The organism is Pseudomonas sp. SWRI77 (assembly GCF_014269105.1).
GTDB classification, from domain to species: domain Bacteria; phylum Pseudomonadota; class Gammaproteobacteria; order Pseudomonadales; family Pseudomonadaceae; genus Aquipseudomonas; species Aquipseudomonas capeferrum.
Genome location: NZ_JABWRV010000021.1, coordinates 1 through 23,640, shown reverse-complemented (window position 1 = coordinate 23,640; position 23,640 = coordinate 1). Strand labels below are relative to the sequence as shown.

Here is a 23,640-nt window from a genome sequence, read left to right as displayed (position 1 = left end):
GCCCGCACGCATTTCTACAAGGATATTCATGAAAAAGCGTTTCGTTCTCTGTGCCCTGGCGTCCGCCTTGGCAGGCTGCAACTCCGAATACAACTTCGACGAAGTCACCAGCTACACCGGCACTGTCGGTTCGCCACATGCGCTGTACCTGGAGCGCAAGTCCGGCGAGCGGCTCAATGGCACCGTGGTGCACAAGGTAGGTGACCGGGTACTGCAGTCGTTCAAGGTGGAAGACGGCAAGGCGGTCGGGGAATGGAAGGAGTTCGACCAGGATGGCAAGCTGCTGGTCGAAGGCCAGTTGCAGGACGGTGCCTTCGTCGGCCCCAAGAAAACCTGGTGCAAGGGTGAATTCGCCGACCATCTGGAAAACGTTCTGACCCTCGAAGGCGGCCGCCGCAGCGAGCAAAGCTACGACTGCGCCACCGGCCTGCAGGTCGCTGACAGCACGGTGCTGCCGACCGTTGATTTCCGCAAGCCCTCCATCCGTGTCGGCACCCAGCGCGAGTGGCGGGTCATCGACGGCGAGCAGAAGCTCACCCTGCTGGAAACCTTTGCCAGTGACGGTACCGGCAAACTCGATGGCCCGGTGGAGCACTATGACTACAAGGGCAACCTGAAAGACCGCGCCACCTACAAGGCCGGCGAGCTCGAAGGCGTGCGTGAGACTTGGACGGCGTTCACCGATGGCACGTCGGTACCGGCCAGCAAGGTCACCTACAGCGCAGGCAACAGGAACGGCCTGTCCGAGATGTACTTTGTCCGCGGCTGGCCGGCCGGCACGGTGGCGGAGAAGGGCAGCTACAAGGACGACAAGCAAGTGGGCGTGTGGGTCAGTTATCAGCCTGGGTATGCCCAGGTGCGTGATATCGACAGCCCGCCAGACACCTCGCCCATGGCCATGCGCGTATGGGATGCCGCACAAGGCCAGGCGCGCAATTCGGACTGGGCGAAAGAGATCAAGGACCTGGACGCCTTTGCCTACCTGCTCAAAAGCTCCGGCATCAACGTCAACCAACGTATCCATCATGAGAACAAGCCGCTGATCGTCGGCGCCGCCGATAATGCCTATGACTACCTGGTATCGATTGGCGCCGACCCGATGGGCCGGGATGTCAACGGCAACACCCGCCTGATCGACTGCCTGGCAGGTAGCGACTACAACAGCTGCAGCTTCGCCCACATGATCACCCTGGCCGGCAAGGAAGACCTCAAGGCCCACAACGTCTATGGCGATACCGCGCTGTCGACCTTCTGCAAAAAAGCCGGCGAGCTGCAACGTCGCCGTGGCGCGGGTCAGCAACCTGAAGCGCTGTTCCAGGCACTGCTCAAGGGCAGTGACGTGAACGCCAAGGCCTACGGTGGCGAGACGGCCCTGCACGCCTGCATGGCCCAGCGCGACCATAGCTACGCCGAGGCGTTGATCGCGGCTGGCGCGAACTTGAATGCGGCGGATGTCGATGGCACCACGCCCGTGGCCGCAGCCTTCTTCGACGGTTACAACCTGGCTGCAGGCGGGCACCGCGTAAGCTGGTCGGACAACGTGATTCGCTTCGCTGCCAGCTACCAGGGCAAGTCCGACTTCACCTTCGACACGCCGCTGGCAGGGTTCGGCAAGTCCATTCGCCAGCTGGTGCTGGAGAACGGCGATACCGCCTCGGCGATGTTGATCGACTCCCTGGTGGGTACCGCCAAGGGTTGATTGCCGTTCTGGCGGCACCCGACTTTCGCCCAGGGCGCGAGGCGTGCCGCCGCCTCTTTAGATGAATGACTGACAAGGAATACCTATGCGTCGCTTCAAATACGTGCTGGCAGCATTGCCATTCTGTGTACTGGCTGGCTGCGGCAACGATGCGCTGGATGGCACCTACGAGGCCGAGACCACTGTGATGGGCTTCAGCGCAGGCAAGCAGACGGTCGAGTTCTCCAGTGACTACATCGTCTCTGCGGGCAACAAGATCAAGGTCGACGAGTGGGAGCGCAAGGACGATGTGGTCGTGGCCCGTGATGCCAACGGCGTTGCGCTGATCAACGTGCGCGTGCTGGATGGCGGCAAGCGTCTGGAGTCGATTGGCGGCAACAACATGGCCAAGCAGGTGTTCGTGCGGGTGGATTGATCGCCCGCGTCTTGGGGCTGCCATGCAGCTCCAAAACGCCAGTTTTTCGACATTTCAAGCATCCCGGCAGTGGATCCGATGATGTCATTTTGATAGCTTGCCGCCCATGATCGAGCTATCCGGATAGGGATGATGAACCAGCCATACCAACACAGGACGCTGTCGCCGCTCGCCAACCTGATTGTCGACCGGGCGATCGAGAACACCAACCGCAAGCTCGTGGCCGGTTTTCGCAACAAAAAGAATTCCCAGCCCAACGCCAAGTCACCGGACCCGCTGCAGGCCGGCAAGGACACCCTCGCTGCCACCTCGGCGCAAAGCGCCATGCAGGTTGCCAACCGGGGTGTCGCCTGGAAAGAAATCCTCTTCAAAAGCCTGTCGGCCGGTATCGGTTCGCTGGCCACGCTGCAATTCGACGGCGCGCTCTCGGTAAGCGCCAACGACGCCTCCAGCCTCAACGACTTGCCCGACAAGCCCGGCGTGTACGTGGTGTACGACGCCAGCGGCCAGCTGGCCTACATCGGTGACAGCACCAACATGCGTCAGCGCTGGCAGGACGGGCACATGAACGAATACCGCGGCCGGGCCAACAGCGAAACCCGCAAGCCCTACAAGCTGGCGGACCAGCTTGAGGCCGGGTGCACCGTCAAGTTCGTGGTCATGGATTCGGCCGAAACCGCCGCCGCCCTGGAAGCCTTCCTGATCAAGAACGAAAAGCCGCCGGTCAACCGCAAGCAAGAGCTGAAGGAAGAGCAGGGCATCCGCAGCAACATCGAAGCCAAGAAAATGAAGGACGCGATGGGCAGTGCCGGCGAGGTGGCCATGGGCGCTGGCAAGGAGGCGCTGAAGAACTCGGGGTGGCAGGTATTCGAGCAACTGACCGCTGCCGCGATCATCGCCATCAAGGATGAACTGGTCGACCTGTTCATGGGCGGCACTGCGCGCCTCAAGGCCCGAGTCGAGCGCTTTCTGCAAAAGATCTGGGCCGTGGTCGAGCGTATCGTCGCCGCGCCCCTGAAGCTGCTCAACGGCGTGGTCGAGTTCATCGTCAACGCCCTGTCCAAGGCGGTCCGCCAGGTCTACAACCTGAGCCGCAACCTGTTCGACCTCGCCCATGGCGCCTGGCAGCTCTACAAGGGTGCCCAGTCCATGCCAAGGGAAGAGCTCATCCAAAAGATCGTCGAAACCGTGGTGGTCAGTGGCACGCTGATTTTCTGGGACGGCATCGAGCCGGTCATCGAGGCGCAGTTGCTGCCCCTGGTCGGCGTGGCTGCGCCGTACATTTCCTGCGTGATCGCGGCCATCGGTTTCGGGCTGTGCAGTTACCACCTGCAAAAGGTCGTGCCGCCCATCGTGGCCTTCCTGGTGGACTTCAAGAGCGGCTGGCACGAAGCGCTGGAGGCCAAGCGCGCGGCGGCGTTGCAACTGATCCAGGTACAAGAGAACGAATGGCTGATGGCCGAGGGCCTGATGGAATACGCCCAGTCGGTCGACGCCCTGGCCCGTGAGGCCGGCGCCCACCGCGAGCGCCTGGCGCAGCATCGGGCAGTGCGGGCGATCGACTACTCGGCACTGCTGCAATCGAACAAAAACCGTATTACCCAGGAGTCCTGACAGGTGTTCAACACTACAACCGACCTCGCCGCCAAGCTCTTTGGCCAAGTCAGGCTGGCCGAGTCGCTGCCCGTACCCGCCCCTGCGTCGCTGCCGGCGCCCCGCGAGGAGCACGACCAGCTCAAAGACTTCGAGCACGGGCTGCGCAAGCTGCACGAGGCCATCGTCAACAACAAGGGGGCGCGCGAGCAGCTCGAGGCGTTCAAGCAGCAAGGCACCTGGGATTCGTTCTGGGGCGGCCTGACGGGCAAAAACGACAAAGACCTGGCCGACATGGTCAGGCAGGTGGGTGAGAGCCTGGCCGTGACCCAGAGCGTGGTGCAGTTGTTGACCCAGTTGCACACGGCCAACAACAAGGTACTGCGCGGCTTCAATGACGCCCTGGTGCGTGAGATCGAACGCCTGCAGGCCGACGCGGTGACGCTGGAGGGCAACCAGGAAGGGGCCCTGGTGGTGCTGTGCGAATTCAAGCAGCAGATCGACGACCTGCTGGCGATGGCCGATGGCTACGCCTATTGCACCCAGGAGGTGGAGCGGCTGGCCTGGGCCCAAGGCAAGCAGGAGACCGACCTGACGGCCCTGGATGCCAAGATCGATGCGCAACACCAGAAGCTGGTGACCAGCACCCTGGCCCGGGTGCAGAAAGAGGCCGTGATCAGAAAGAACCTGGAGCACCATCAGCACAAGCTCGCCGCCCAGGAAGGGCAACTTGAGGAGCTGAAGAAAAACCTGACCGCCAGCAACCTGGCCCGGGAAAGCCTGTCGACCACCGTGACCACGGCATTGAAGAAGCTCGCCCTAGCCACCAGCACCCAGGCTCAACGCGTGGACCGCATGGAGGCGCAGCTGGCCACGCTGCTGGACAACCAGCGCCAATGCCAGGCCCAGCTGGCGCAACTGGCCGCACCGGGTTGGGTTGCCTACCTAGGCCGCAATGCCGTGTCGCTGGTTGCACTGGCTGCGGCGGTGTTTGCCTTGGGGCTGAACCTGCGGGGGTGATTTGATATTTACCTAGGTTAGGTATACGTTACATTAACTTAAATCTGTTACGTATACAGAACATGGATCCCTCTTTTATCATTGCACGCCTGGGTCAACAAGTTCGGCAGCGCCGGTTGAGTCGTGGGTTCACTCAAGCCAAGCTGGCGGCATTGGCCGGTGTTACCCGTCAGAAAGTTATCGCGATAGAGCGAGGCGATCTATCTGTAGGTATGGCCGCCTATGCTCGAGTGGTGGGCGCTTTGGACTGCGAGTTCGCGCTAGTGCCCGCAGCCATGCCCACGTTGGATGAAATTCAGGGAGTATTCGACTGATGATGCTTCGGCTCATGCAGCGATCAGTCTACTGATGCCATTACGCCTGGATGAAATACCGACACCGGGAACTGCACCCGATATTCCAGATGAATTTGCCTGAAGGCTATGTGCTGGAGCAATTGCGTAACCGTCTGGCCAAGGTGGTGAATGTCGATCCGATGCTGCTATTGGCGCTCTCTGGTAGTAGCTCGCCAATTGGGCGGGTGGTGCGCCGCAACGTTTCACCTCGAAAACGTCTGACCTGATCATAAAAAGCGGGCGGGACGAGTTCCCGGGGCTGGCAATCAACGAGTTTCTCTGCATGTCCGTGGCCAAGGAAGTAGGGATCCCAGTGCCGGAATTCTACCTGTCCGATAACGCCAAGCTTTTCGTCATGCGGCGCTTTGATCGGGACGGGCAGCTCAATCCGATCGGCTTTGAGGACATGGCCGCATTGATGGGGCTTTCGGCGCAGCAGAAGTACAGCAAGAGCTATGCGGCTATCGCCACCACAGCCTACATCCCTGAGGATGTGTTGGCCCTGGACCTGGGCGGTAACAAGTCGTTGTTTGCTTCAAGGCAGGGCTTGATGGACTTTGCTGTCACCTGTGATGTGGCTCGGCCAAAGGAAATCATTTGCGAACAGTTGCAGGCGTTGGAGCAAGTACTGGCTCGCTCTGCTGAACTGTGCGAGCAAGCCCCCGATGTGGTGAGGGCAATTCGGCAGTCTGCCGGGCCGTTCATCAGTACCTTTGGCTAACGTCCAACCCTTATTACTGCCCACTGTTCAAAACCTGACCTGCAGCAACGCCTCTTCATCAATCCGCCACTATGCTGACCCGGGCACTCTCTCAAGCTCACTCAGCCAGACACGGAGGTATTTATGAAAGCTGCTGTTGTTACCAAAGGGCGTCGCGTGGACGTGGTGGAAAAAACACTGCGGCCGCTGGCGCACGGGGAAGCGTTGCTGAAGATGCAGTGTTGTGGCGTTTGCCATACCGACCTGCATGTCAAGAATGGCGATTTCGGCGACAAGACCGGTGTGATCCTGGGCCACGAAGGGATTGGCGTGGTCGTGGAAGTGGGGCCGGGCGTGACTTCGCTCAAGCCAGGTGACCGGGCCAGCGTTGCTTGGTTCTTCCAGGGCTGCGGGCATTGCGAATACTGCAACAGCGGCAACGAGACACTGTGCCGCGCGGTGAAGAACTCCGGTTACACGGTCGATGGCGGCATGGCCGAGGCGTGCATCGTGGTGGCGGACTATGCGGTAAAAGTGCCGGACGGGCTGGACTCGGCGGCCGCCAGCAGCATCACCTGCGCCGGTGTGACCACCTACAAGGCGGTGAAGTCGTCGAATATCCGCCCTGGGCAATGGCTTGCCATCTACGGCCTCGGTGGCCTGGGCAACCTCGCCCTGCAGTACGCCAAGAACGTCTTCAATGCCCGGGTCATCGCCATCGACGTCAATGATGAACAACTGGCCTTCGCCCGCGAAATGGGCGCCGACCTGGTGGTCAACCCGCGCGATGAGGACGCAGCCAAAGTCATCCAGGCCAAGACCGGCGGCGCCCATGCGGCGGTGGTCACGGCCGTGGCCAAAAGCGCCTTCAACTCGGCGGTCGATGCGCTGCGTGCTGGCGGTCGGCTGGTCGCGGTTGGGCTGCCACCTGAAGCCATGAGCCTGGACATTCCACGCCTTGTGCTCGACGGTATCGAGGTGGTGGGTTCGCTGGTCGGTACCCGTCAGGACCTGCAAGAAGCCTTCGAATTTGCCGCGCAAGGCAAGGTGGTGCCGAAGGTAACGCTGCGCCCGATCGAAGACATCAATGACATTTTCGAAGAGATGCAGGAAGGCAAGATCAAAGGCCGCATGGTGATCCACTTCGCCGATTAGCCCAAAGCCGGCCCGCGTTCGCGGGCCGTTTTTATACCGGCGCAGCGGGTTACACACATGCTCATGCCGGTTGCCGGGTGCGCAGTAACAGTGCCGCTACTGCGCAGCCGATCAATGCCAGGCACGCCAGGTAGAAGGCATCACTGTAGGCCATCAGGTAAGCCTCGCGCCTGATGGTCGCGGCCAACCCTTCCAGCGCCTGTTGCTGGGCCGGCAGCCAGCTCTGCACGGTCTGGCTGATGCGCTCCTGCACACTGGGTGCGAACACCGTGACATGTTCGTGAATGCGCTCACTGTGATAGCGCTCGCGCGTTGCCACGATCTGCGTCAGCGTGGCGGTGCCGATGGCGCCACCCAAGTTGCGCAGCATCGAAAACACCGCCGAGGCCGAGCCCGCTTCACGTTTTTCCAACCCTGCCACCGCCAGTACCGACAGCGCGACCATGATGAACGGCTGGCCAATGCCGCGCACCACCGTGGACGGGATGATGACGTTATCGGCGCTGTCGATGTTCAGGCTCGCGCCCAGCCAGCAGCCTGCAGCCATGATCAGAAAACCACTGGCCACCATGAACTTGGCGCTGGTCCAGGCCATCAATTTTGGCATCAACGGCGCCAGCAGCAGTTGCACCACGCCATAGGCGATCAACGCGACCCCCACATCCCGGGCGCTGTAGCCCTGCAGCTGGGAGAGGTAGTTGGGCACCAGAAACACCAGGCCAAAGGTGGCGGCGCCAAAGATGAACATGGCGATGCTGGCGACCCCGAAGTTGTAGCGCCCCAGCAAGCGCAAGTTGATGAATGCGCGCTGGCCGTACAACTGGGTGAACACGAATACCGCCAACGCCAAGCCTGCGATGATCGACATGCCGACGATGAACGTCGAGCCGAACCAGTCCAGCCGGCCGCCTTCCTCCAGCACGATCTGCAAGCCGCCCAAGCCCAGGACCATGGCCGCTATGCCCACCCAGTCGCCCCGACGCAACAGGGCCAGTTGCATGGGTTTGGCTTCGATCGACCAGGCGATGGCGAGCAGCAGTGCGACGCCGGGAAACAGCTGCAGGTAGAAAATCCAGCGCCACGAATAGACATCGGTCAACCAGCCGCCAATGGAAGGCCCCGCCGCCTGGGCCACGCTGTTGGCCAGGCTGAACAGCGCCATGCCCATGGCCATCTTGCTGGCGGGCAGTTCGGTGATGATCAACTGAAAGGAGAGGGGGATGAGCACTGCGCCGGCTGCGCCCTGGATCACCCTGAGGGTGATCATTGCCTCCAGATTGGGCGCCCACGAGCAGGCGATCGATGCCAGCAGGAAGATGAACGACCCCGTCCACATCACCCGGCGCATGGAAAACACCTCGACCAGCCAGGCCGTCAGCGGAATCATGACAATCTCTGCCACCAGGTACGCGGTGGAAATCCACGAGCCCTCTTCGAAGCTGGCACCCAGCGAACCGCGGATTTCAGGCAGCGCCGCGCTGGTGACGTGCACGTTCATGCCGGCCATGAAGCACCCAAGCAAGCCGCCGAACACCGCCACCCAGGCCCGCAACGGTACCCTTTGCTCAGTGCTCATCGGCCGGCTCCACGGGGCGCGTGTCGACCGTGGTCACCACCGACATGCCGGGCAGTATCTGCACGCCGTCTACGGGTTGGTCGAGCACGATGCGCACCGGAAAACGCTGGACGATCTTGGTGAAGTTGCCGGTGGCGTTGTCCGAAGGCAGCAGCGCAAAAACATTGCCGGACGCCGGCGAGAAGCTCGCCACGCGGCCTTGCACAGGCTGGCTGGCGAAGCTGTCGATACGCACCTGCACCGGTTGCCCCGGACGCATGTGGGCCAGCTGGGTTTCCTTGTAGTTGGCGACCACGTAGGTCTGCTGCAACGGCACCACCGCCAGCAACGGCTGGCCTGGCACCACATACTGCCCGGCGCGAACGCGGCGCTGACCGACCACGCCATCGATGGGCGCGCGGATGACGGTGTCCTGTTCATCCTGTTCGGCCAGCGCCTGGCGGGCTTGAGCACGGCTCAAGGCCGCCGTGCGTTGCTTGATGTCGGCATCGGCCGCCAGCGCCAGGGCCTTGGCCATCGTCAGTTGCGAACGCTGTTCTCGTAAGCGTGCCTGCGCGCCCTGCAGCGCGGCACCCGCTTGTACAGCACTGGCATTGGCCGCTTCCAGGCGCTGCACGGTGGCTGCGTTGTCACGCACCAGGCCACGGTAGCGCTGCATGTCCAGCTCGCTGCGCTGGCGCTCGGCGCTGGCACTGTGCACGGCCGATTCGGCCTGGAAGATGGCCTGCTGTTGCTGGTTGATACGCTCGCCAGCCACTTGCTGGCTGGCCTGCGCCGCCGCCAGCGCGGCCTGTGCTTCGGCCACCCCGGCAGTGGCCTGGTCGAGGCGTGCCAGGTAGTCGCGGTTGTGCAGGCGCACCAGCACATCGCCTGCCTTGACGGGCTGGTCGTCCTCCACTTCAACCTTGGCCACATAGCCGGCCACGCGCGCGCTCAGGGCCACCCAGTCGGCGCGTACATAGGCATCATCGGTGGTCTCCAGGTAGCGCCCGGTAGTGAACCAGTACCCGCCGAAGGCCAGCGCTGCCAGCAGCGTCAGGCCACCACCGGCGTACAGTGCCAGGCGGCGACGGGGCCTGCGGGCAGTGACAGCCGCCTGGGGCTGGTCATCCGCCAGCGCGTTCTTTGTAACGGCAACATTCATGATTGGCTTCCAGTAGCGGGAGTGGAGCGACGCACCCGGCTTGGGGCCGGTGCCGGTGATGATTGCCAGCGCCCGCCCAGGGCGCGGAACAGGTTGATCTGGGCACGTGCCAGGCGGCCTTGGGCCTCGACATGGCTGGCCCTGACTGCGATCAGGTCGCGCTCACTGTCCAGCAGCGCCAGTGCGTCGAGGGTGCCGGCGCGGTAGCTGCTTTGCGCCAGGGCAAAGCCGCGTTGGCCCTGCACCAGGGCTGCTGCCAGGGCCTGGGTACGTTGCCGTTCACCGTCAAAACGGGCCAGGGCCTGGCGCACATCCTTGAGTGCCGCCAACGCCACCCCGCGGTAATGAGCGATTTGCGCCTGTTGCAAGGCCTGGGCCTTGCTCACCCGTGCGCGGTTGGCCTTGATATTGGGGAACTCCCAGCGGATCAACGGGCCGATGGCAAACATCAGCGCACGGCTGTCGCCCAGGTTGGCCAGGTGGTGATCCGACGAGGTCAACGAGGCGCCGAAGCTGACCTTCGGATACAGGTCAGCCTTGACGATGTCGACTTCCAAAGCGGCAGCCTGCAGCTCGCGTTCGGCCTTGCGCACGTCTGGCCGGCGTTCGAGCAGGCGCCAGGCGTCGCCAGCAGGCAACGGCGCGGCGAGGGTCGGGATGGTCTGGCAGGGGGCGCCGTTGTCGATCAGCGCCGCCGGCTCCTGGCCACTGAGCATGCTCAGTTCGTACAGGGCCATGCGCCGGCGTGCCTCCAGCATCGGCAGTTGCGCCTGTACCTGTTCGCGTAAACCCAGCAGGCGCACAGCATCGAGTTCGGTGGCGACGCCAGCCTGACGCTGGCGCTCGCTGAGCTGCACACTGCGCTGCAACGTGTCCAGGGACTGGCTGGCTGCCGCGATGCGGGCGCCGTAGACGCATTGGTCGATGTAGGCGCGAGTGGTCTGGCTGACCACCTGCAGGTGCACCAGCTCCAAGGCCTCGCGGCTGGCCTCGGCCTGTACCCGTGCCCGTTCGATGGCCGCGCGCACCTGGCCCCAGACGTCTACCTGGTAGGCCAGCTCGATGGCCGGGTTGAACGCCCATTGCGATGGCGCATGGCTGTCGGTGGCCTCGGCCAGGGTCTGGTCATCGGCGCTCTTGCCATAGCTGGCGGCAAACCCGAGGGAAGTGCTGGGCCAGCGCTTGGCGTCGAACTCGCCAATGCCGGCCAGCATGGCCTGCACATTGGCTTCGGCCTGCGCCAGGTCCTGGTTGTGTTCCAGGGCCTGCTGCACCCAGGCGTTGAGCTGCGGGTCGTGATACAACGCCCACCAGCGCGCGGGCAGCGCCTGGTCGCTGACGTCGGCAGGCAGGCGCAGCCCGGGCAATGCCTGGAAGGGGTTGGGGGGGAGGGCGCCTGTGGGGTGCCCAGTGCACGCCGACAGCACGCTGAACACGCCGATGGCGGCAGCCCGCCTGGCGGGGCTGGAAAGGGATCGAATTGGCATCACGCAAGCCGTATGAGGGGTCGTGAGGCCAGATTAACGAGGGCTGGGGTAGCCCCGCTGCCGCAAGCGGGACAACCCTGCGCGCAACTGGGACAACCTCAGCCTCGGCGCTCAGGGCGTTGGCGCGGCGCCCGTGCCCAGCACGTTGACCTGCCAGTCGCTGGGGTTGTAGCCAAGGATGCGCTTGAACATCGCGGCAAAGGCGCTGGCGCTCTGGTAACCGTGGTCCAGTGCCACGTTCAGGATCGGCTTGCCATCGGCCAGGCACTGCTGGCTGAGGACCATGCGCGTGCGTGCTCGCCACTCGCCATACGACATGCCCACCTCACGCTGGAACAGCCGCGCCAGGGTGCGCGCGCTCATGTTCAGTTGCGCGCCGCACTGCTCCAGCGTCAGGTCCTGGGCCGGGTCTTCGAGAAAGCCCTCGCACCAGGCGCGCAGCCGTGCATGCTGCGGCACCGGCACGTAGGCATCGATGCGCTCGGCCGTTTCCAGCTCACGCTGGATCAGCGCCCTGGCGTGCTCGCCCAGCGGCTCGTCGCGCTGCAACATCCGTGACCCCGCCAGGATCAGCTCGCGCAGCAAACCGGACACCGCGATGACATGGCAGCGCGTGACGTGCGACCCCAGCAACAAGGTGCGCATCGACACTTCACCTTGCATGCGGATTTCGTGGCCGACCCCAGCAGGTATCCACAGTGCCTGCCCACGGGGGATCACCCAGTTACCCCCATCGCTGCACACCCGCATCACACCGTTGGCGGCATAGATCAGCTGATCCTCGGCGTGGCAGTGGCTGGCAACCACCTCACCGTGCCGATAGTCCATCCCCAAAGCTTGCATGCCGATCTCCCCAGCCCTGTATGGTGCGCGATTGGATCCAATAATATCGCAAGGCAATCGGCTGTGGTTGCTAAGTGCGCAGGGGCGAGTGCGAGTTATGCGTTTTAATTGCGCTCAGGGTTGCGATGTTGGCGGTGCGTGGCGCAGCGGCCAACCCTGATGATGCTCGACCAGAAAGTCCACGAACACCCGAACCCGTGCCGGCATCGCCGGGCCGCCGACGAACACCGCATGAATCGGCTCCCGGTCGCCGGGGTTGTAGGCCTCCAGCAGCGGCACCAGTTGCCCGCTGGCAAGGTCATCGCCCACCGTGAACGTACCGATGCGCGCGATGCCGGCCCCCAGCCTGGCCAATTGCGCCAGCGCCTCGCCGCTGCTGCACTCCAGGTTGCCGCTGACTTTAAGGGCAAACGCCTGCCCGTCACGGCGAAACGGCCAGTCGGGCTCGGCACGTCGGAAGTTGAAGCGCAAACAGTTATGGCGGGCCAGGTCTTCAGGTTCGTTCGGGGTGCCGCAGCGTTGCAGATAATCGGGCGAGGCGACGATCACCTGGCCGGTGTCGCCAATGTAACGGGCACTCAGCGAACTGTCCGGCAGGTGGCCGAAGCGCAGCGCGACATCGGCCTGGCCGCCGGCAATGTCGACCAGTTCGTCGCCTAGCGTCAGGTCGACCAGTATCTGCGGGTACAGGGCGCTGAACTGCGCCAGCAAGGGCACCACCGTGAGCCGGGCATGCCCCAGCGCGGCGCTCACCCGCAGGCGCCCGCGCGGTACGCCCTGGTCGGTGATGGCATCCTCGACTTCATCCATGTCGGCGAGGATGCGCCGGGCGCCACGCAAGTAGGCTTCGCCCTCCGGGGTAAGCGAAATGGCCCGTGTGGTGCGCAACAGCAGGCGGGTGCCCAGGCGCTGTTCGGTGCGCGCGATGATCCGGCTGACCGCCGATGGCGTCAGCCCCAGCGCCCGCGCCGCTGCAGACAAGCTGCCCGCGTGCGCGACCTTGGCAAAAATCTCCATCTCGCCGGACCTGCCGTTGAAGTCCATTTGTGCCTCGTGCGCAAAGGTGATTGGCAAAAATGCGGTCTAGTGCATTAACGGAGTGGATCGTAGCATTTGCGGCACAGATAAGGAGCCCGTCATGCGCATCAATCCACCCCTCGTCGCACTCGCCATCGGTGCCTTTGGCATCGGCGTCACCGAGTTCGCCCCCATGGGCATGTTGCCCAGTATTGCCACAGACCTCGGGGTCTCGATACCTGCTGCCGGGCTGCTGGTCAGCGCCTACGCGGTGGGGGTGCTGATCGGTGCCCCGTTGATGACCCTGGCCACCGGCAAGGTGCCGCGGCGTTACCTGTTGATTGGGCTGATGGCCATTTTCACCCTCGGTAACCTGATGTCGGCGCTGGCGAGCGATTACGCCAGCCTGCTCGTGGCCCGCGTGGTGACCTCGCTCAACCATGGCGCGTTCTTTGGTATCGGCTCGATCGTGGCAGCCAGTGTGGTGCCGCCGGAAAAACGCGCAGGCGCCGTGGCCGCGATGTTCATGGGGTTGACGCTGGCGACCATCGGCGGTGTGCCGTTGGCGACCTGGTTCGGTGAGTTGCTGGGGTGGCGCACTTCGTTCTGGGGCATCGCGGGCCTGGGTTTGGTGGCCATGTCGGCGCTGTGGTACGCGCTGCCCAATGTGCCGCTGCCCAAAAGTGACGGGGTAATGGCCGAAATCCGCGTGCTCGGCCGTGGGCCGGTACTGGCGGCATTGGCGCTGACCGTGGTCGGCTCCAGCGCGATGTTTACCGTGTTCACCTACATTGCGCCCATTCTGCACAGCGAGGCCCAGGCCTCCACCACGTTCATCACGGTCATGCTGGTGTTGTTCGGTATCGGCCTGACCTTGGGTAACGTGTGGGGCGGCAAGGCGGCGGACCGCTCGGTCGATCGTACGCTGATCGTCTCGCTGGCGGTGTTGATCGCTGTGCTGCTGGTGTTTCCGCTGCTGATGCCCTGGTCGCTGCCCACGGCACTGGCGGTGCTGGTGTGGGGGGCGGCCAGTTTTGCCTTGGTGCCGCCGCTGCAGATGCGCGTGATGGAAGCGGCCAAGGACGCGCCTAACCTGGCGTCTGCGGTGAATATCGGCGCGTTCAACCTTGGCAACGCAATAGGCGCTGCGCTGGGTGGGGCGGTGATCAATGCGGGGCTGGGTTACCCGGCGATTTCCCTGGCAGGTGCGTTGATGGCGGGTTTGGGGTTGCTGATGGTGCTGGCGTTTGCCTGGCGCGCGCGGGGCGCAGCTCATGCGTTCCAAACCCTGGTCTGAATCTGGATAGGCGGATGGCGCTTGCCCGCAACGGCCATCGTCACTGTGCCGCGGAGCGCGCTTCAGCTAGCATGCGCTATCCCCCGCCTCAGACCTGAACCTCTGCATGACTGTCTTCTACCTCAAACTCTTCATGACCCCCACCCTGATGCTGGCCATTTCGCTGGCTGGCAAACGCTGGGGCACGCAAATTGGCGGGCTGCTTTCAGGGCTACCCGTTACCTCGGCGCTGGTCATGCTGTTTCTCAGCCTTGAACAAGGCGAGGCGTTCGCCTCATTGGCCGTACCAGGGGCATTGGCCGGGGTGGCTGCCGTGCAGGCAACCTGCTTGTTCTATTACGGGGTGACCCGACGTGTAGGCGCCTTGGTCGGCTGCATCGCAGCGCTGGCGTTCTTTGTGTTGGCGGCGTTGGCAACCAGCCACCTGGGCGGGGTGGCGTTGTCGGTCATTGCCACGCTGCTACTGGTCATCGCCATCGTCGTGGCCACCGCCAAGCCGGCAGACGCCAGTGCCGCACGCTACGTGCCGACGCCTCGCTGGGTCATCCCGATGCGCATGATGACCGCCACCTTGCTGCTGCTGGTGATCACGGCCAGCGCGACCTTGCTCGGCCCTGTGGTCAGCGGGATGCTGGCGCCGGTCCCAGTCATCGCCTGGCCGCTGGCGGTGTTCGCCCACGTCCAGGGCGGGCGCCAGGAGCTGGCTGCGATCATACGCGGCAACGGCATTGGCGCCGTGGGCGTGGTCGGCTTTTACCTGACCTTGCAACACACGCTGTTGCAGTGGGGCGCGGTCATGTCGATCGCCATTGGCGTGTTGCTGGCAGTGGTGGTGACCTTCGTGTTGGCGAAGGTGCTGGAGGCACGCTGAGCAGGGGCGGCTTCAGTCAGTGCCTCCGGCCGCCCCAGCGTTGAAGGCCTGTGCTTAGGGCGTGCCGTTTCTGCCATGCAGGCAAAACGCGCGGCGCTGGCTCAGCCGCTCGTAGTAGGCCCTGACTGCCGGCAGGTGAGGGTGCTCGAACGGGGTCTCGAACCAGCGGTTGACCGACAGGCCAATAGGGATGTCGGCCAGCGTGAACCGGCTACCGGCCACATAAGCGCCGGTGGCGGCGAGCTGGCGCTCCAGAATCTGCATGTGGCGGCCCCATTCTGCGCAACCGGCGGCCAGTGCTTGAGGGTCCTGGTGGGCAGGGGAGTGCCTGACCAGCGACATGAACGCGTAGCTCCACGACCGGTTGAGGTCCGATGCTTGCCAGTCGATCCATTGATCGATGCGCGCCCGCGCTTGTGCCTCGGCCGGGTAGGTGGCGCCCTGGTCATGGCGCGTTGCCAGGTAGCGGATGATGGTGTTGGATTCCCACAGGGTGAAATCGCCGTCCTGGATCACCGGGATCATGGCGTTGGGGTTCAGTGCCAGAAATGCGGGCGTGTTGGTGGGTTGGAAGCCCGAACCCCAGTCTTCCCGCTCGAAGGGGATATCGAACTCGGCACAGGCCCAAAGGACTTTTCGCACATTGATGGAAGAAGCTCTGCCCAGTATCCGTAACATGGTTTGCGTCCTTGTCTGTGGAAGCCTGATCCTCGTTCACGGCATGACCACGGTCAAGGACAAAGCGAATACTGTGATCAGGCCTATGCTGGTAGCGTCACTGCCCGTACTACTGGGGCGTTGAATGCTTGCCTGGGCGCCACGAAATTGGCACCCTTGGGCCGCTTGAATCGTCAGTACCACGACAGAAGGAAGTTTGTGTTGAGCTGGGACAAAGTCGGGAAATGCCTCGTAGCGCTGCTGATGGGCCTGATGGTCATACTGGTGGCCTATGTGGTGATCAAAGGCCGCCCTCGCCTGGAAGCCTCCCTGACCTATGCCTATCTCACCTACCCGAGCCAGTTCAGCGAGCGGATCAGCAAGGCCAGCGAGCTGCTGAAGTACGAGCAGTTGCAAGGGCGCATCAACCGTATCGGCCAGGGCGAGTTGAGCCATGAGCAGGTCGACCGGTTGATCGAACTGGCCCAGGCGCCTTATGCCCAACTGTTCGCCAAGCCGTTCGAGGCGGGGTTGGTGGACCACCGCACCGGTCTGCTCATCGACCTGCGCAACACGGGTGATGCGCCGGTGCGCCAGGTAACCATCCGCCTGCCGGCCAAGGGCCTGGTGCAAGTGCGCGATGCCGCGGGTAACGACACCATCATCGAGGCCGCCACGCCCGTGGTCGAAATACCGGCCATTGAGCCGGGTGGCGCCTGCAAGGTGTGGGTGTACTTCGATGCGGACTACTCGCAGATCCGCCAGGGCGGCGTCAGCATCCGTCACGCCGACGGCGTGGCCGATGTGCAGGTGTACCGCGAGTTCAGCGGTTTTCCCGCGCTGGTGGCGCGCTACAGCCGTGAGCTGATGGTGCTATTGGGGGTGCTGGGGTTCGGCGTGCTGGCGTTGGCCTACGCTTGCCTGTCACGCCGCCGCATGCCGGTGTTGCCGTCCTGACGTATGTGCCCAATCACTGACAGTCATCGTGCAGCGCCAGGCTCTGGCGCATTTGTTCCAGCAAGGCCTCGCGCAGCGCTTGCGGGGCCTGCACGCGTATCGACCCCGCCTGTGAAAGCAACCAGCCCATCAACGCCCGGCCGTCGTCGACGGTCGCTTGCAGCGAGGCGCCGCCGTCCTGCTGCGGGGTGAGTTGCATGTCTGTGGACAGCGGCTGGTGTTCAAGACGACGGGCAAGTGCATCGTCGACCCAGGCACGTAGCACGACCTGGCGTACCGGGCTGAGGGCATCCGGTTGCAGGTGCCGCGCCTCGCCCAGGCTCAAGCCAGGTTGCCAGTACCAGCCGTAGGGCATGCCTTTGCTGTTGCAATGCAGTGGGAACAGCGCCGACAGCTCGACCAGGTCGCGCTCGACGGTGCGCTTGCTGGTGCTGTGGCCCACGGATGACAGAGCAGCCTGCAACTGCGTGGAACTCATGCCGGGGTGGCGGCCTGGCAGTAGCTTGAGCAGCTGCCATTGGCGGGCGATGGTGTGGCGGGTAGGGTGGCTGGGCAAAGGAGGCTCGTCCATGAATGCCAGGCGCTTGGCGCTCCTGGGTGGTGGCATTTGGCTATCTCGCAGAGCATACCTCGCCAGAGGATGGGATCCAAACTTTTAGCAGGCCATGGCATGTCATTGCCCGAGGCATTGACCAAAATATAGGTCTTAATTGAGGTCGATAAATATGCAGAATATCTTCGCCGATGTAGCGGTAAGCGTGTCGGAACTGAAAAAGAATCCAACTGCGGTCATGTCCGGTGCCGCAGGGATGCCCATCGCCGTGCTCAATCACAATCGGGTGATGGGGTACATGGTGCCGGCTGAGCTTTATGAAGCCATGATGGAGCGGCTCGAAGATATCGAGCTAAGCGAACTGGCAAAGTCTCGACTAGGTGAAAAAGGCGTATCGGTGTCTTTGGATGAGCTATAAGTCATCCAAAAAGCGGTAGAGGAAGGTTCGTCGCAAGCACAGCTTCATAGTGCGCGGATGATCAACCAACCCAAATCTACAGATGCCCTTTCTCCAAACACTGTTGCAACGCCTGGATAAACACCTCTTCCGCCCGACTCAGCCGCTGCTCCCTGTTCCACAACAGGTGTATATCCACATCCGCGATCCCCTCCTGCGGCGGCAGCTTCCATAACAGCCCGGCGGCCACATCCGGCGCCACCACGTGTTCTGGCAGGCAGCCGATGCCGAACCCAGCTATCACCAGGCGGCGCACCTCTTCAAGGCTGGGCGAGGACGCCACGATGCGTCCGGAAAACCCTTGCTGGTCACGGAAAATGGTCAGCGGCGAGAGCATCCCGCCAATCTGGTCGCTGGTAAAACTGACGAAGTTCTCACGCTGCAGGTCGCCCTCAAGCTGGCCGAACAAGGCATGGTGCTTGCCGCAGAAAAACGCATAGCGCTGGCGCAGAAACAGCCGCTGCTCCAGCCGCGGTTGAGGCCTTCGGTTGAGGCTCAGGCCTGCCGTGGCGGTCTTTTCCTGCAGGGCGGCGACGATGTCGGAGCTGCGCATCACGTCGATTTCCAGCTCTACTCGGGGGTGCTGGCGGTGGAAGTCGGCGAGAAAGTCGTCAAAGCGTTCGCTGACGATGCGGCTGATGATCAGCAGGCGCACTTTGCCCACCAGTTCGTCAGCCGGTTGCTCCAGCAGCCCGCCGATCTGCGACATCTGCCCGTACACTTCGCCAGCCAGCAAGAACAACTGCTCGCCCATTTCGGTCAGCACGAAGCGCGGCCCGCGGCGGGCGATGAGTTGCCGGCCAAGCTGCTCCTCCAGGCGTTTGAGCGCCTGACTCACCGCCGGCTGGGTAAGGTGCAGGCGGGCGGCGGCGCGGCTGATGGACAGCTCCTGGCCGATGACCCGGAAGGTGCGCAGCAGGTTCCAGTCGAGGCGGTCGTTGAGCAGGCGGTCAGACATGGTCGGGCTCGAATGATAAGCGTGGCTAATAGTGCGAATAATAAATAGAAAATTGACTAATCATAGCCCTGGGACGATAAATCGCAGCCATGCATCGACCAGGCGCCACCAGAGCGCCCCGTGATTCCCGATAACTCCTGCCAGAAAAACAAGCAAAGGAGCCCAGCATGAAGCCCACCGCTTCGCCCCAGCCGCGCCGTGCCGCCGCCGCCGCGTTCATCGGCACCATGATCGAGTGGTACGACTTCTACATCTACGCCACCGCCGCTGCACTGGTGTTCGGTGCGTTGTTCTTCCCCTCCGACGACAGCCTGTTCAGCACCATGGCCGCCTTTGGCACCTTTGCCGTCGGTTTCTTTGCCCGCCCGCTGGGCGGCGTCATCTTCGGCCATGTGGGCGACCGCATCGGGCGCAAGAAGTCGCTGGTCATCACCTTGCTGATGATGGGCATCGTCACCGTCTGCATCGGCCTGCTGCCGACCTACGCGCAGATCGGCGCCACCGCGCCGGTGCTGCTGATTGTGCTGCGTATCGTCCAGGGCATCGCCGTGGGCGGGGAGTGGGGCGGGGCGGTGCTGATGGCGGGTGAGCACGCGCCCAAGGGCCGACGCAACTTCTTTGCCTCGTTTGCCCAGCTGGGTAGCCCGGCGGGCCTGATCCTCTCGCTGCTGGCCTTCGGCGCCGTAACCCGGCTACCGGAAGACCAACTGATGAGCTGGGGCTGGCGTGTGCCGTTCCTGGCCAGCGCACTGTTGCTGCTGGTGGGCCTGGCCATCCGCCTCGGGGTCAACGAATCGCCGGAATTCATCGCCAGCCGCGAGCAGGCCGAAAAGGCCCACCGCAAGGAGCAGGCGCCGGTGTTCGAAGTGCTGCGCACCGCCTGGCGCTCGCTGCTGCTGTGCATCGGTGCCAATACCCTGGGCATTGCCGGGGTCTACTTCACCAACACCTTCATGATCAGCTACACCACCCAACAGTTGCACCTGGATCGCTCGCTGATCCTTGAATGCCTGTTCTTCGTGGCGGTCATCCAGTTTTGCCTGCAACCGCTGGCCGCCTGGTTGTCCGAAAAAGTCGGCGCTACCCGCTTCCTGGCCCTGGTCGCACTGCTGGCGATGGCCTCGCCGTATCCGATGTTCGTGCTGGTCAGCTCGGGCCAGGGCCCGTTGATCGTGCTTGGCATCGCCCTGGCGGCGGCCTGCATGGCGTCGTTCTATGCGGTGATCGCCGGTTACGTCAGCGGCATGTTCGCAACCCGCGTGCGCTACACCGCGATCTCCCTGGCCTACCAGATCTGCGGTGCAATTGCCGGGGGCCTGACGCCGCTGATCGGCACCTGGCTGGCCCACACCTTCAGCGGCCAGTGGTGGCCGATGGCGGTGTTCTACACCTTGATCGCCTCCATTTCGCTGCTCTGCGTGCTGGCCTTGGCGCGCCAGTACACCCGTAGTCAGCAGCTGGAAATGGCCTGATCCACCCGATTCGATCTGGAGTACCTGTACATGTTGAAAAGCAATGGCGAACGCCTGTGGGCGAGCCTGATGGCCATGGCCGAAGTCGGTGCCACGGCCCGTGGTGGCAGCTGCCGCCTGGCCCTGAGCGATGAAGACAAGGCCGGCCGAGAACTGTTCAGCCACTGGTGCCGCGAGGCCGGCCTGACCCTGTCGGTGGATGCCATCGGCAACCTGTTCGCCCGCCGCGCAGGCACCGATGCGCAGGCTGCACCGGTGATGATGGGCAGCCACCTCGACACCCAGCCCGAAGGCGGCCGTTTCGATGGTGTGTACGGTGTGCTGGCGGGCCTTGAGGTGGTACGCCGGCTCAACGACCTCGGCATCCGCACTCGCAAGCCGCTGGAGATTGCCGTGTGGACCAACGAGGAAGGCGCACGTTTCACGCCGGCCATGTTCGGCTCGGCAGTGTTCACCGGTACCCTTGACCTGCAGCAGGCGCTGGCGATTCGCGATGCTGCGGGCATCAGCGTCGCCGATGAGCTGCAACGCACGGGGTATGCCGGCCAGCGCCCCTTGGGCGGCAAGGTCGATGCTTATTTTGAAGCGCATATCGAGCAAGGCCCGATCCTTGAAGACAACGCCAAATGCATTGGTGTGGTCAGTGGTGGCCAGGCGATTCGCTGGCTCGACGTGACGGTCGAAGGCATGGCCGCCCACGCCGGCACCACGCCGATGCCGCTGCGCAAGGACGCCCTGTACGGCGCGGCACGAATGATCCAGGCGGTGGAGCAACTGGCCGCCGATTTCGCCCCCGAAGGCCTGACCACGGTGGGCGAGCTGTCGATTGCCAAGTCTTCGCGCAACACCATCCCAGGTGTACTGCGCTTCACCGTCGACTTGCGCCACCACCGTGACCAGGCCATTGAGGCGATGGAGCAAGAGCTTGGTCTGAAACTGCAGGCCATCGCCGCGCAGCGTGGCCTGCAGGTACGCATCGAGCGCCATTGGATGAGCCCGGCGACGCCCTTCGACGCCGCTTGTGTGGCCGCCGTGCAACAGGCCGTGGACGGCCTGGGCTATGCCCAGCAGGCGATTGTCAGTGGCGCTGGCCACGACGCTATTATGCTCGCCCGTTACTGCCCGACAGCCATGGTGTTCATCCCCTGCGTCGGTGGCCTGAGCCACAACGAGGCTGAAGACGTGCTGCCCGACGATGCCCGCCAGGGCGCCGATGTACTGCTCAACGCCGTGCTGGCCCGTGCCGGCCGGGTCGAACAAGGAGAAGCCTGATGCGTTGCTACTTTCACCCCGAACAGTTGCTGCATCACCCGCGCAGCTACTACTCGCGCGGCGCCATGCGTACCCCGCAGGAAGTCCCTGAGCGTGCCCAGCGCCTGTTGCAGGCGGCCAAGGACCTTGGCTTCGACATTCGTCAGCCCGAAGATGCCGGCCTGGGCCCGCTCATGGCGGTACACGGTGAGGCCTATCTGACGTTCCTCGAAGAGGCCCATGCACGCTGGAAGGAGGTGCCCGAGGAGTGGGGCGACGAGGTCATGTCCAACATTTTCGTGCGCGAGCCCAATGCCCTGCGCGGCATTCTCGCCCAGGCTGGCCGCTACCTGGCCGACGGCAGTTGCCCCGTGGGTGAGAACACCTGGCGCTCGGCCTACTGGTCGGCGCAAAGCGCAGTGGCCGCCGCCAAGGCCATTCTCGGGGGGGAGCCTGCGGCCTATGCGCTATGCCGCCCACCGGGGCACCATGCGCGTTTCGATGCGGCCGGCGGCTTCTGCTACCTGAACAATGCCGCCGTCGCGGCCCAGGCCTTGCGCAGCCGTTATCGCCGCGTGGCGGTCCTCGATACCGACATGCACCATGGGCAGGGGATTCAAGAGATTTTCTACGACCGTAGTGATGTGCTGTATGTGTCGGTGCACGGTGACCCGACCAACTTCTACCCGGGGGTGGCCGGGTTCGCGGACGAGCGCGGCGAGGGTGTGGGGGAGGGCTACAACCTCAACCTGCCGATGGCGCATGGGGCCAGTGAGGCGGATTTCATGAATCAGCTTGAGATTGCGCTGAGTGCGGTGAAGGACTTTGGTGCCGAGGTGCTGGTGTTGTCGCTGGGGTTCGATATCTACGAATTGGACCCGCAGAGCAAGGTGGCGGTGACCACCGACGGGTTTGCGGCATTGGGTGAGCGGGTTCGGGCGCTGCGCTTGCCGTGTGTGATAGTGCAGGAGGGGGGGTATCACCTGAAGAGTTTGGAGGCGAATGCGCAGGCGTTTTTTGCTGAGAAAGCGCAATGGCTGTAAGCCTGTAAAGGCCGGTAGCCGCAGTAGTGGCGGTATATATGTTTCGTTGTGCGTAGTATGAAACGGTGAGGAATCGCACCCGTGAGGGTATGGTTTCCCCGTCCGTTTTGACGGCAAAGAAAGCAGAAATACCGACAACAAACCGCGGCGAACGCAACAGATAATCCCTGAAAAGAGAGGCGCAAAGCTCCGTAGCATTTGTACGGAGCTTTGTTTGATAGCCTTCTCTGTGCTACTCGGCTTTGAATCCAGGTTTGTTATTAGCCTGTCGCCAAGTTTTCACTTCCTCTACAATTGTCGTCGGGCCGCTTTTTCCGGGCTCCGGATAAAATATCAAATCTGATTTCTTAGGGTGCTCAGAAAGTCGTTCGAATTCAAATATCGCGTCAGTGTGGGATTTGTCAGTTGGGTAATCTACTTCATAAATGCGCTTTACAAAATTTAAAAATTCAGCTTCGGTAAAATCAGTGATTGTCTTTTTCATTCGATTTCTCCGTGATGAATGTTGATGTGCTGCTTTGGTGTAACAATTACAATGTTTTCTGAATTATATACATCTCCGCCCTCGGATATAGGAGTTTTATGATGAATTTGAAGAGAGGCGAGCGCTCCAACGCGCTCATGCAAACGCGCAAAAGGAGCAAAGCCTTTCCTCATCCTCCCGATGCTGACAGGGTCGAATTGAGCGGCGAGGAAAGCGTCACTACTCACGGCCTTCCACAGTGCTTCTCGATAGGCTCTCCAGTTTCGAAACTGTTGCCCTCTCAATAAATCAGAAATTTGCCTGGGTATGGGCGCTCCCTCACGTGTTTCAACACTCGTGGCCCAATGATCGTCGACCTCAACGCCTAAGCCGCTGGCTGTTCCCATTTCCTCTCGACGATCCCGAAACATCGTGTAGATAGGCGGCAATCCGGAGTCTGCCGGAAAGATGATGACGTAGTCATCCCAGCTTGCATCGGCAACGCCTGGATAGCTGTCGATCCTGATTTCTATGGGCTTGAGCGTTGCCCCTTTGTAAATAGGTGTATCGTGTCCGCTCCATGAAGCCCACATTCCAAGCGACTACCTGAAGCCCGATGCTGCGCTCCCGATTTCTTTCTGGAGCCAGTCCGCCATGATGCGTCCCGACAGCAAAGT

The 23,640-nt window shown here is 62.9% G+C and carries 23 protein-coding genes and 1 pseudogene; 14 read left to right on the top strand and 10 right to left on the bottom strand.

Features of this window, described 5'->3' with window-relative positions; translation table 11 throughout:
- The first annotated feature begins 28 nt into the window (after nucleotides 1–28).
- The 7 genes and pseudogenes from HU766_RS19155 (at nucleotide 29) to adhP (ending at nucleotide 6,917) form a co-directional block, all read left to right on the top strand.
- Complete coding sequence (locus HU766_RS19155) at nucleotides 29–1,699, top strand: hypothetical protein (RefSeq protein ID WP_033697082.1); 1,671 nt, start codon at nucleotides 29–31, stop codon at nucleotides 1,697–1,699.
- Nucleotides 1,700–1,784: 85 nt separating this feature from the next.
- Nucleotides 1,785–2,114: a hypothetical protein gene (locus HU766_RS19150; protein WP_033697085.1), complete on the top strand. Its 330-nt coding sequence runs from the start codon at nucleotides 1,785–1,787 to the stop codon at nucleotides 2,112–2,114.
- A 132-nt stretch (nucleotides 2,115–2,246) separates the two neighbouring features.
- Complete coding sequence (locus HU766_RS19145; RefSeq protein ID WP_186659749.1) at nucleotides 2,247–3,728, top strand: GIY-YIG nuclease family protein; 1,482 nt, start codon at nucleotides 2,247–2,249, stop codon at nucleotides 3,726–3,728.
- 495 nt (nucleotides 3,729–4,223) lie between these two features.
- The gene (locus HU766_RS26585) at nucleotides 4,224–4,727 is read left to right on the top strand and encodes a hypothetical protein (RefSeq protein WP_309475612.1); all 504 of its coding nucleotides are present in this window, start codon (nucleotides 4,224–4,226) and stop codon (nucleotides 4,725–4,727) included.
- A gap of 62 nt (nucleotides 4,728–4,789) precedes the next feature.
- Nucleotides 4,790–5,041: a helix-turn-helix domain-containing protein gene (locus tag HU766_RS19135; RefSeq protein WP_047582004.1), complete on the top strand. Its 252-nt coding sequence runs from the start codon at nucleotides 4,790–4,792 to the stop codon at nucleotides 5,039–5,041.
- Nucleotides 5,016–5,783, top strand: a pseudogene (locus tag HU766_RS26230) (HipA domain-containing protein). Before HU766_RS19135 ends, HU766_RS26230 begins: the two are co-directional and overlap by 26 nt.
- Before the next feature lie 123 nt (nucleotides 5,784–5,906).
- Nucleotides 5,907–6,917, top strand: coding sequence for an alcohol dehydrogenase AdhP (gene adhP, locus HU766_RS19120; protein ID WP_186659747.1), 1,011 nt, complete (start codon nucleotides 5,907–5,909; stop codon nucleotides 6,915–6,917).
- A 61-nt stretch (nucleotides 6,918–6,978) separates the two neighbouring features.
- On the opposite strand, the gene HU766_RS19115 is transcribed toward adhP, so the two are convergent.
- From HU766_RS19115 to HU766_RS19095, 5 genes are all read right to left on the bottom strand, one after another.
- The gene (locus HU766_RS19115) at nucleotides 6,979–8,493 is read right to left on the bottom strand and encodes a DHA2 family efflux MFS transporter permease subunit (protein WP_186659745.1); all 1,515 of its coding nucleotides are present in this window, start codon (nucleotides 8,491–8,493) and stop codon (nucleotides 6,979–6,981) included.
- Nucleotides 8,483–9,637 carry an HlyD family secretion protein gene (locus HU766_RS19110; RefSeq protein WP_186659743.1) on the bottom strand — a complete coding sequence of 385 codons (1,155 nt, stop codon included), beginning with the start codon at nucleotides 9,635–9,637 and terminating at the stop codon, nucleotides 8,483–8,485. Before HU766_RS19110 ends, HU766_RS19115 begins: the two co-directional genes overlap by 11 nt.
- Entirely contained in the window at nucleotides 9,634–10,989 is a 1,356-nt protein-coding gene (locus HU766_RS19105; protein WP_238338637.1) for a TolC family protein, read from the bottom strand. Before HU766_RS19105 ends, HU766_RS19110 begins: the two co-directional genes overlap by 4 nt.
- 246 nt (nucleotides 10,990–11,235) lie before the next feature.
- Nucleotides 11,236–11,967, bottom strand: a complete 732-nt coding sequence (locus HU766_RS19100) for a helix-turn-helix transcriptional regulator (protein WP_033697094.1) — start codon at nucleotides 11,965–11,967, stop codon at nucleotides 11,236–11,238.
- Between the two features lie 114 nt (nucleotides 11,968–12,081).
- Entirely contained in the window at nucleotides 12,082–13,011 is a 930-nt protein-coding gene (locus HU766_RS19095; RefSeq protein WP_033699968.1) for a LysR family transcriptional regulator, read from the bottom strand.
- A 94-nt stretch (nucleotides 13,012–13,105) separates the two neighbouring features.
- On the opposite strand from HU766_RS19095, the gene HU766_RS19090 reads away from it, so the two are divergent.
- Both HU766_RS19090 and HU766_RS19085 read left to right on the top strand, forming a co-directional pair.
- On the top strand, nucleotides 13,106–14,281 hold the full coding sequence (locus tag HU766_RS19090; RefSeq protein WP_186659739.1) for an MFS transporter: 1,176 nt from the start codon (nucleotides 13,106–13,108) through the stop codon (nucleotides 14,279–14,281).
- 106 nt (nucleotides 14,282–14,387) lie between these two features.
- A complete protein-coding gene (locus HU766_RS19085) occupies nucleotides 14,388–15,152 on the top strand; it encodes a hypothetical protein (protein WP_047582014.1) in 765 nt (254 codons plus the stop codon).
- Nucleotides 15,153–15,206: 54 nt separating this feature from the next.
- Here the strand turns inward: HU766_RS19085 and HU766_RS19080 are convergent, their stop codons facing one another.
- Nucleotides 15,207–15,830 (bottom strand): glutathione S-transferase, encoded by a 624-nt coding sequence (locus tag HU766_RS19080; RefSeq protein WP_186659737.1) that lies wholly within the window; start codon nucleotides 15,828–15,830, stop codon nucleotides 15,207–15,209.
- A gap of 201 nt (nucleotides 15,831–16,031) precedes the next feature.
- Here HU766_RS19080 and HU766_RS19075 point away from each other — a divergent pair, with 201 nt between their 5' ends.
- Nucleotides 16,032–16,766: a hypothetical protein gene (locus tag HU766_RS19075; protein WP_186659736.1), complete on the top strand. Its 735-nt coding sequence runs from the start codon at nucleotides 16,032–16,034 to the stop codon at nucleotides 16,764–16,766.
- A gap of 13 nt (nucleotides 16,767–16,779) precedes the next feature.
- On the opposite strand, the gene HU766_RS19070 is transcribed toward HU766_RS19075, so the two are convergent.
- On the bottom strand, nucleotides 16,780–17,322 hold the full coding sequence (locus HU766_RS19070; RefSeq protein WP_186659891.1) for a WYL domain-containing protein: 543 nt from the start codon (nucleotides 17,320–17,322) through the stop codon (nucleotides 16,780–16,782).
- A 169-nt stretch (nucleotides 17,323–17,491) separates the two neighbouring features.
- Here HU766_RS19070 and HU766_RS19065 point away from each other — a divergent pair, with 169 nt between their 5' ends.
- Nucleotides 17,492–17,737, top strand: coding sequence for a type II toxin-antitoxin system Phd/YefM family antitoxin (locus HU766_RS19065; protein ID WP_033697101.1), 246 nt, complete (start codon nucleotides 17,492–17,494; stop codon nucleotides 17,735–17,737).
- Between the two features lie 76 nt (nucleotides 17,738–17,813).
- Here the strand turns inward: HU766_RS19065 and HU766_RS19060 are convergent, their stop codons facing one another.
- Nucleotides 17,814–18,734: a LysR family transcriptional regulator gene (locus HU766_RS19060; RefSeq protein ID WP_186659734.1), complete on the bottom strand. Its 921-nt coding sequence runs from the start codon at nucleotides 18,732–18,734 to the stop codon at nucleotides 17,814–17,816.
- Nucleotides 18,735–18,901: 167 nt separating this feature from the next.
- On the opposite strand from HU766_RS19060, the gene HU766_RS19055 reads away from it, so the two are divergent.
- Genes HU766_RS19055 through HU766_RS19045 form a run of 3 tightly spaced genes read left to right on the top strand, consistent with a single transcriptional unit; the run spans nucleotide 18,902 to nucleotide 22,500 of the window.
- Nucleotides 18,902–20,206 carry an MFS transporter gene (locus tag HU766_RS19055; RefSeq protein ID WP_186659732.1) on the top strand — a complete coding sequence of 435 codons (1,305 nt, stop codon included), beginning with the start codon at nucleotides 18,902–18,904 and terminating at the stop codon, nucleotides 20,204–20,206.
- Between the two features lie 30 nt (nucleotides 20,207–20,236).
- A complete protein-coding gene (locus HU766_RS19050) occupies nucleotides 20,237–21,478 on the top strand; it encodes a Zn-dependent hydrolase (protein ID WP_186659730.1) in 1,242 nt (413 codons plus the stop codon).
- On the top strand, nucleotides 21,478–22,500 hold the full coding sequence (locus HU766_RS19045) for a histone deacetylase family protein (RefSeq protein ID WP_186659729.1): 1,023 nt from the start codon (nucleotides 21,478–21,480) through the stop codon (nucleotides 22,498–22,500). The genes HU766_RS19050 and HU766_RS19045 overlap by 1 nt, the downstream gene beginning before the upstream one ends.
- 232 nt (nucleotides 22,501–22,732) lie before the next feature.
- On the opposite strand, the gene HU766_RS19040 is transcribed toward HU766_RS19045, so the two are convergent.
- Together HU766_RS19040 and HU766_RS19035 are read right to left on the bottom strand one after the other, a co-directional pair.
- Nucleotides 22,733–22,984, bottom strand: a complete 252-nt coding sequence (locus HU766_RS19040) for a bacteriocin immunity protein (RefSeq protein ID WP_186659727.1) — start codon at nucleotides 22,982–22,984, stop codon at nucleotides 22,733–22,735.
- Nucleotides 22,981–23,556, bottom strand: coding sequence for an S-type pyocin domain-containing protein (locus HU766_RS19035; protein ID WP_186659725.1), 576 nt, complete (start codon nucleotides 23,554–23,556; stop codon nucleotides 22,981–22,983). Before HU766_RS19035 ends, HU766_RS19040 begins: the two co-directional genes overlap by 4 nt.
- Nucleotides 23,557–23,640 lie beyond the last annotated feature (84 nt).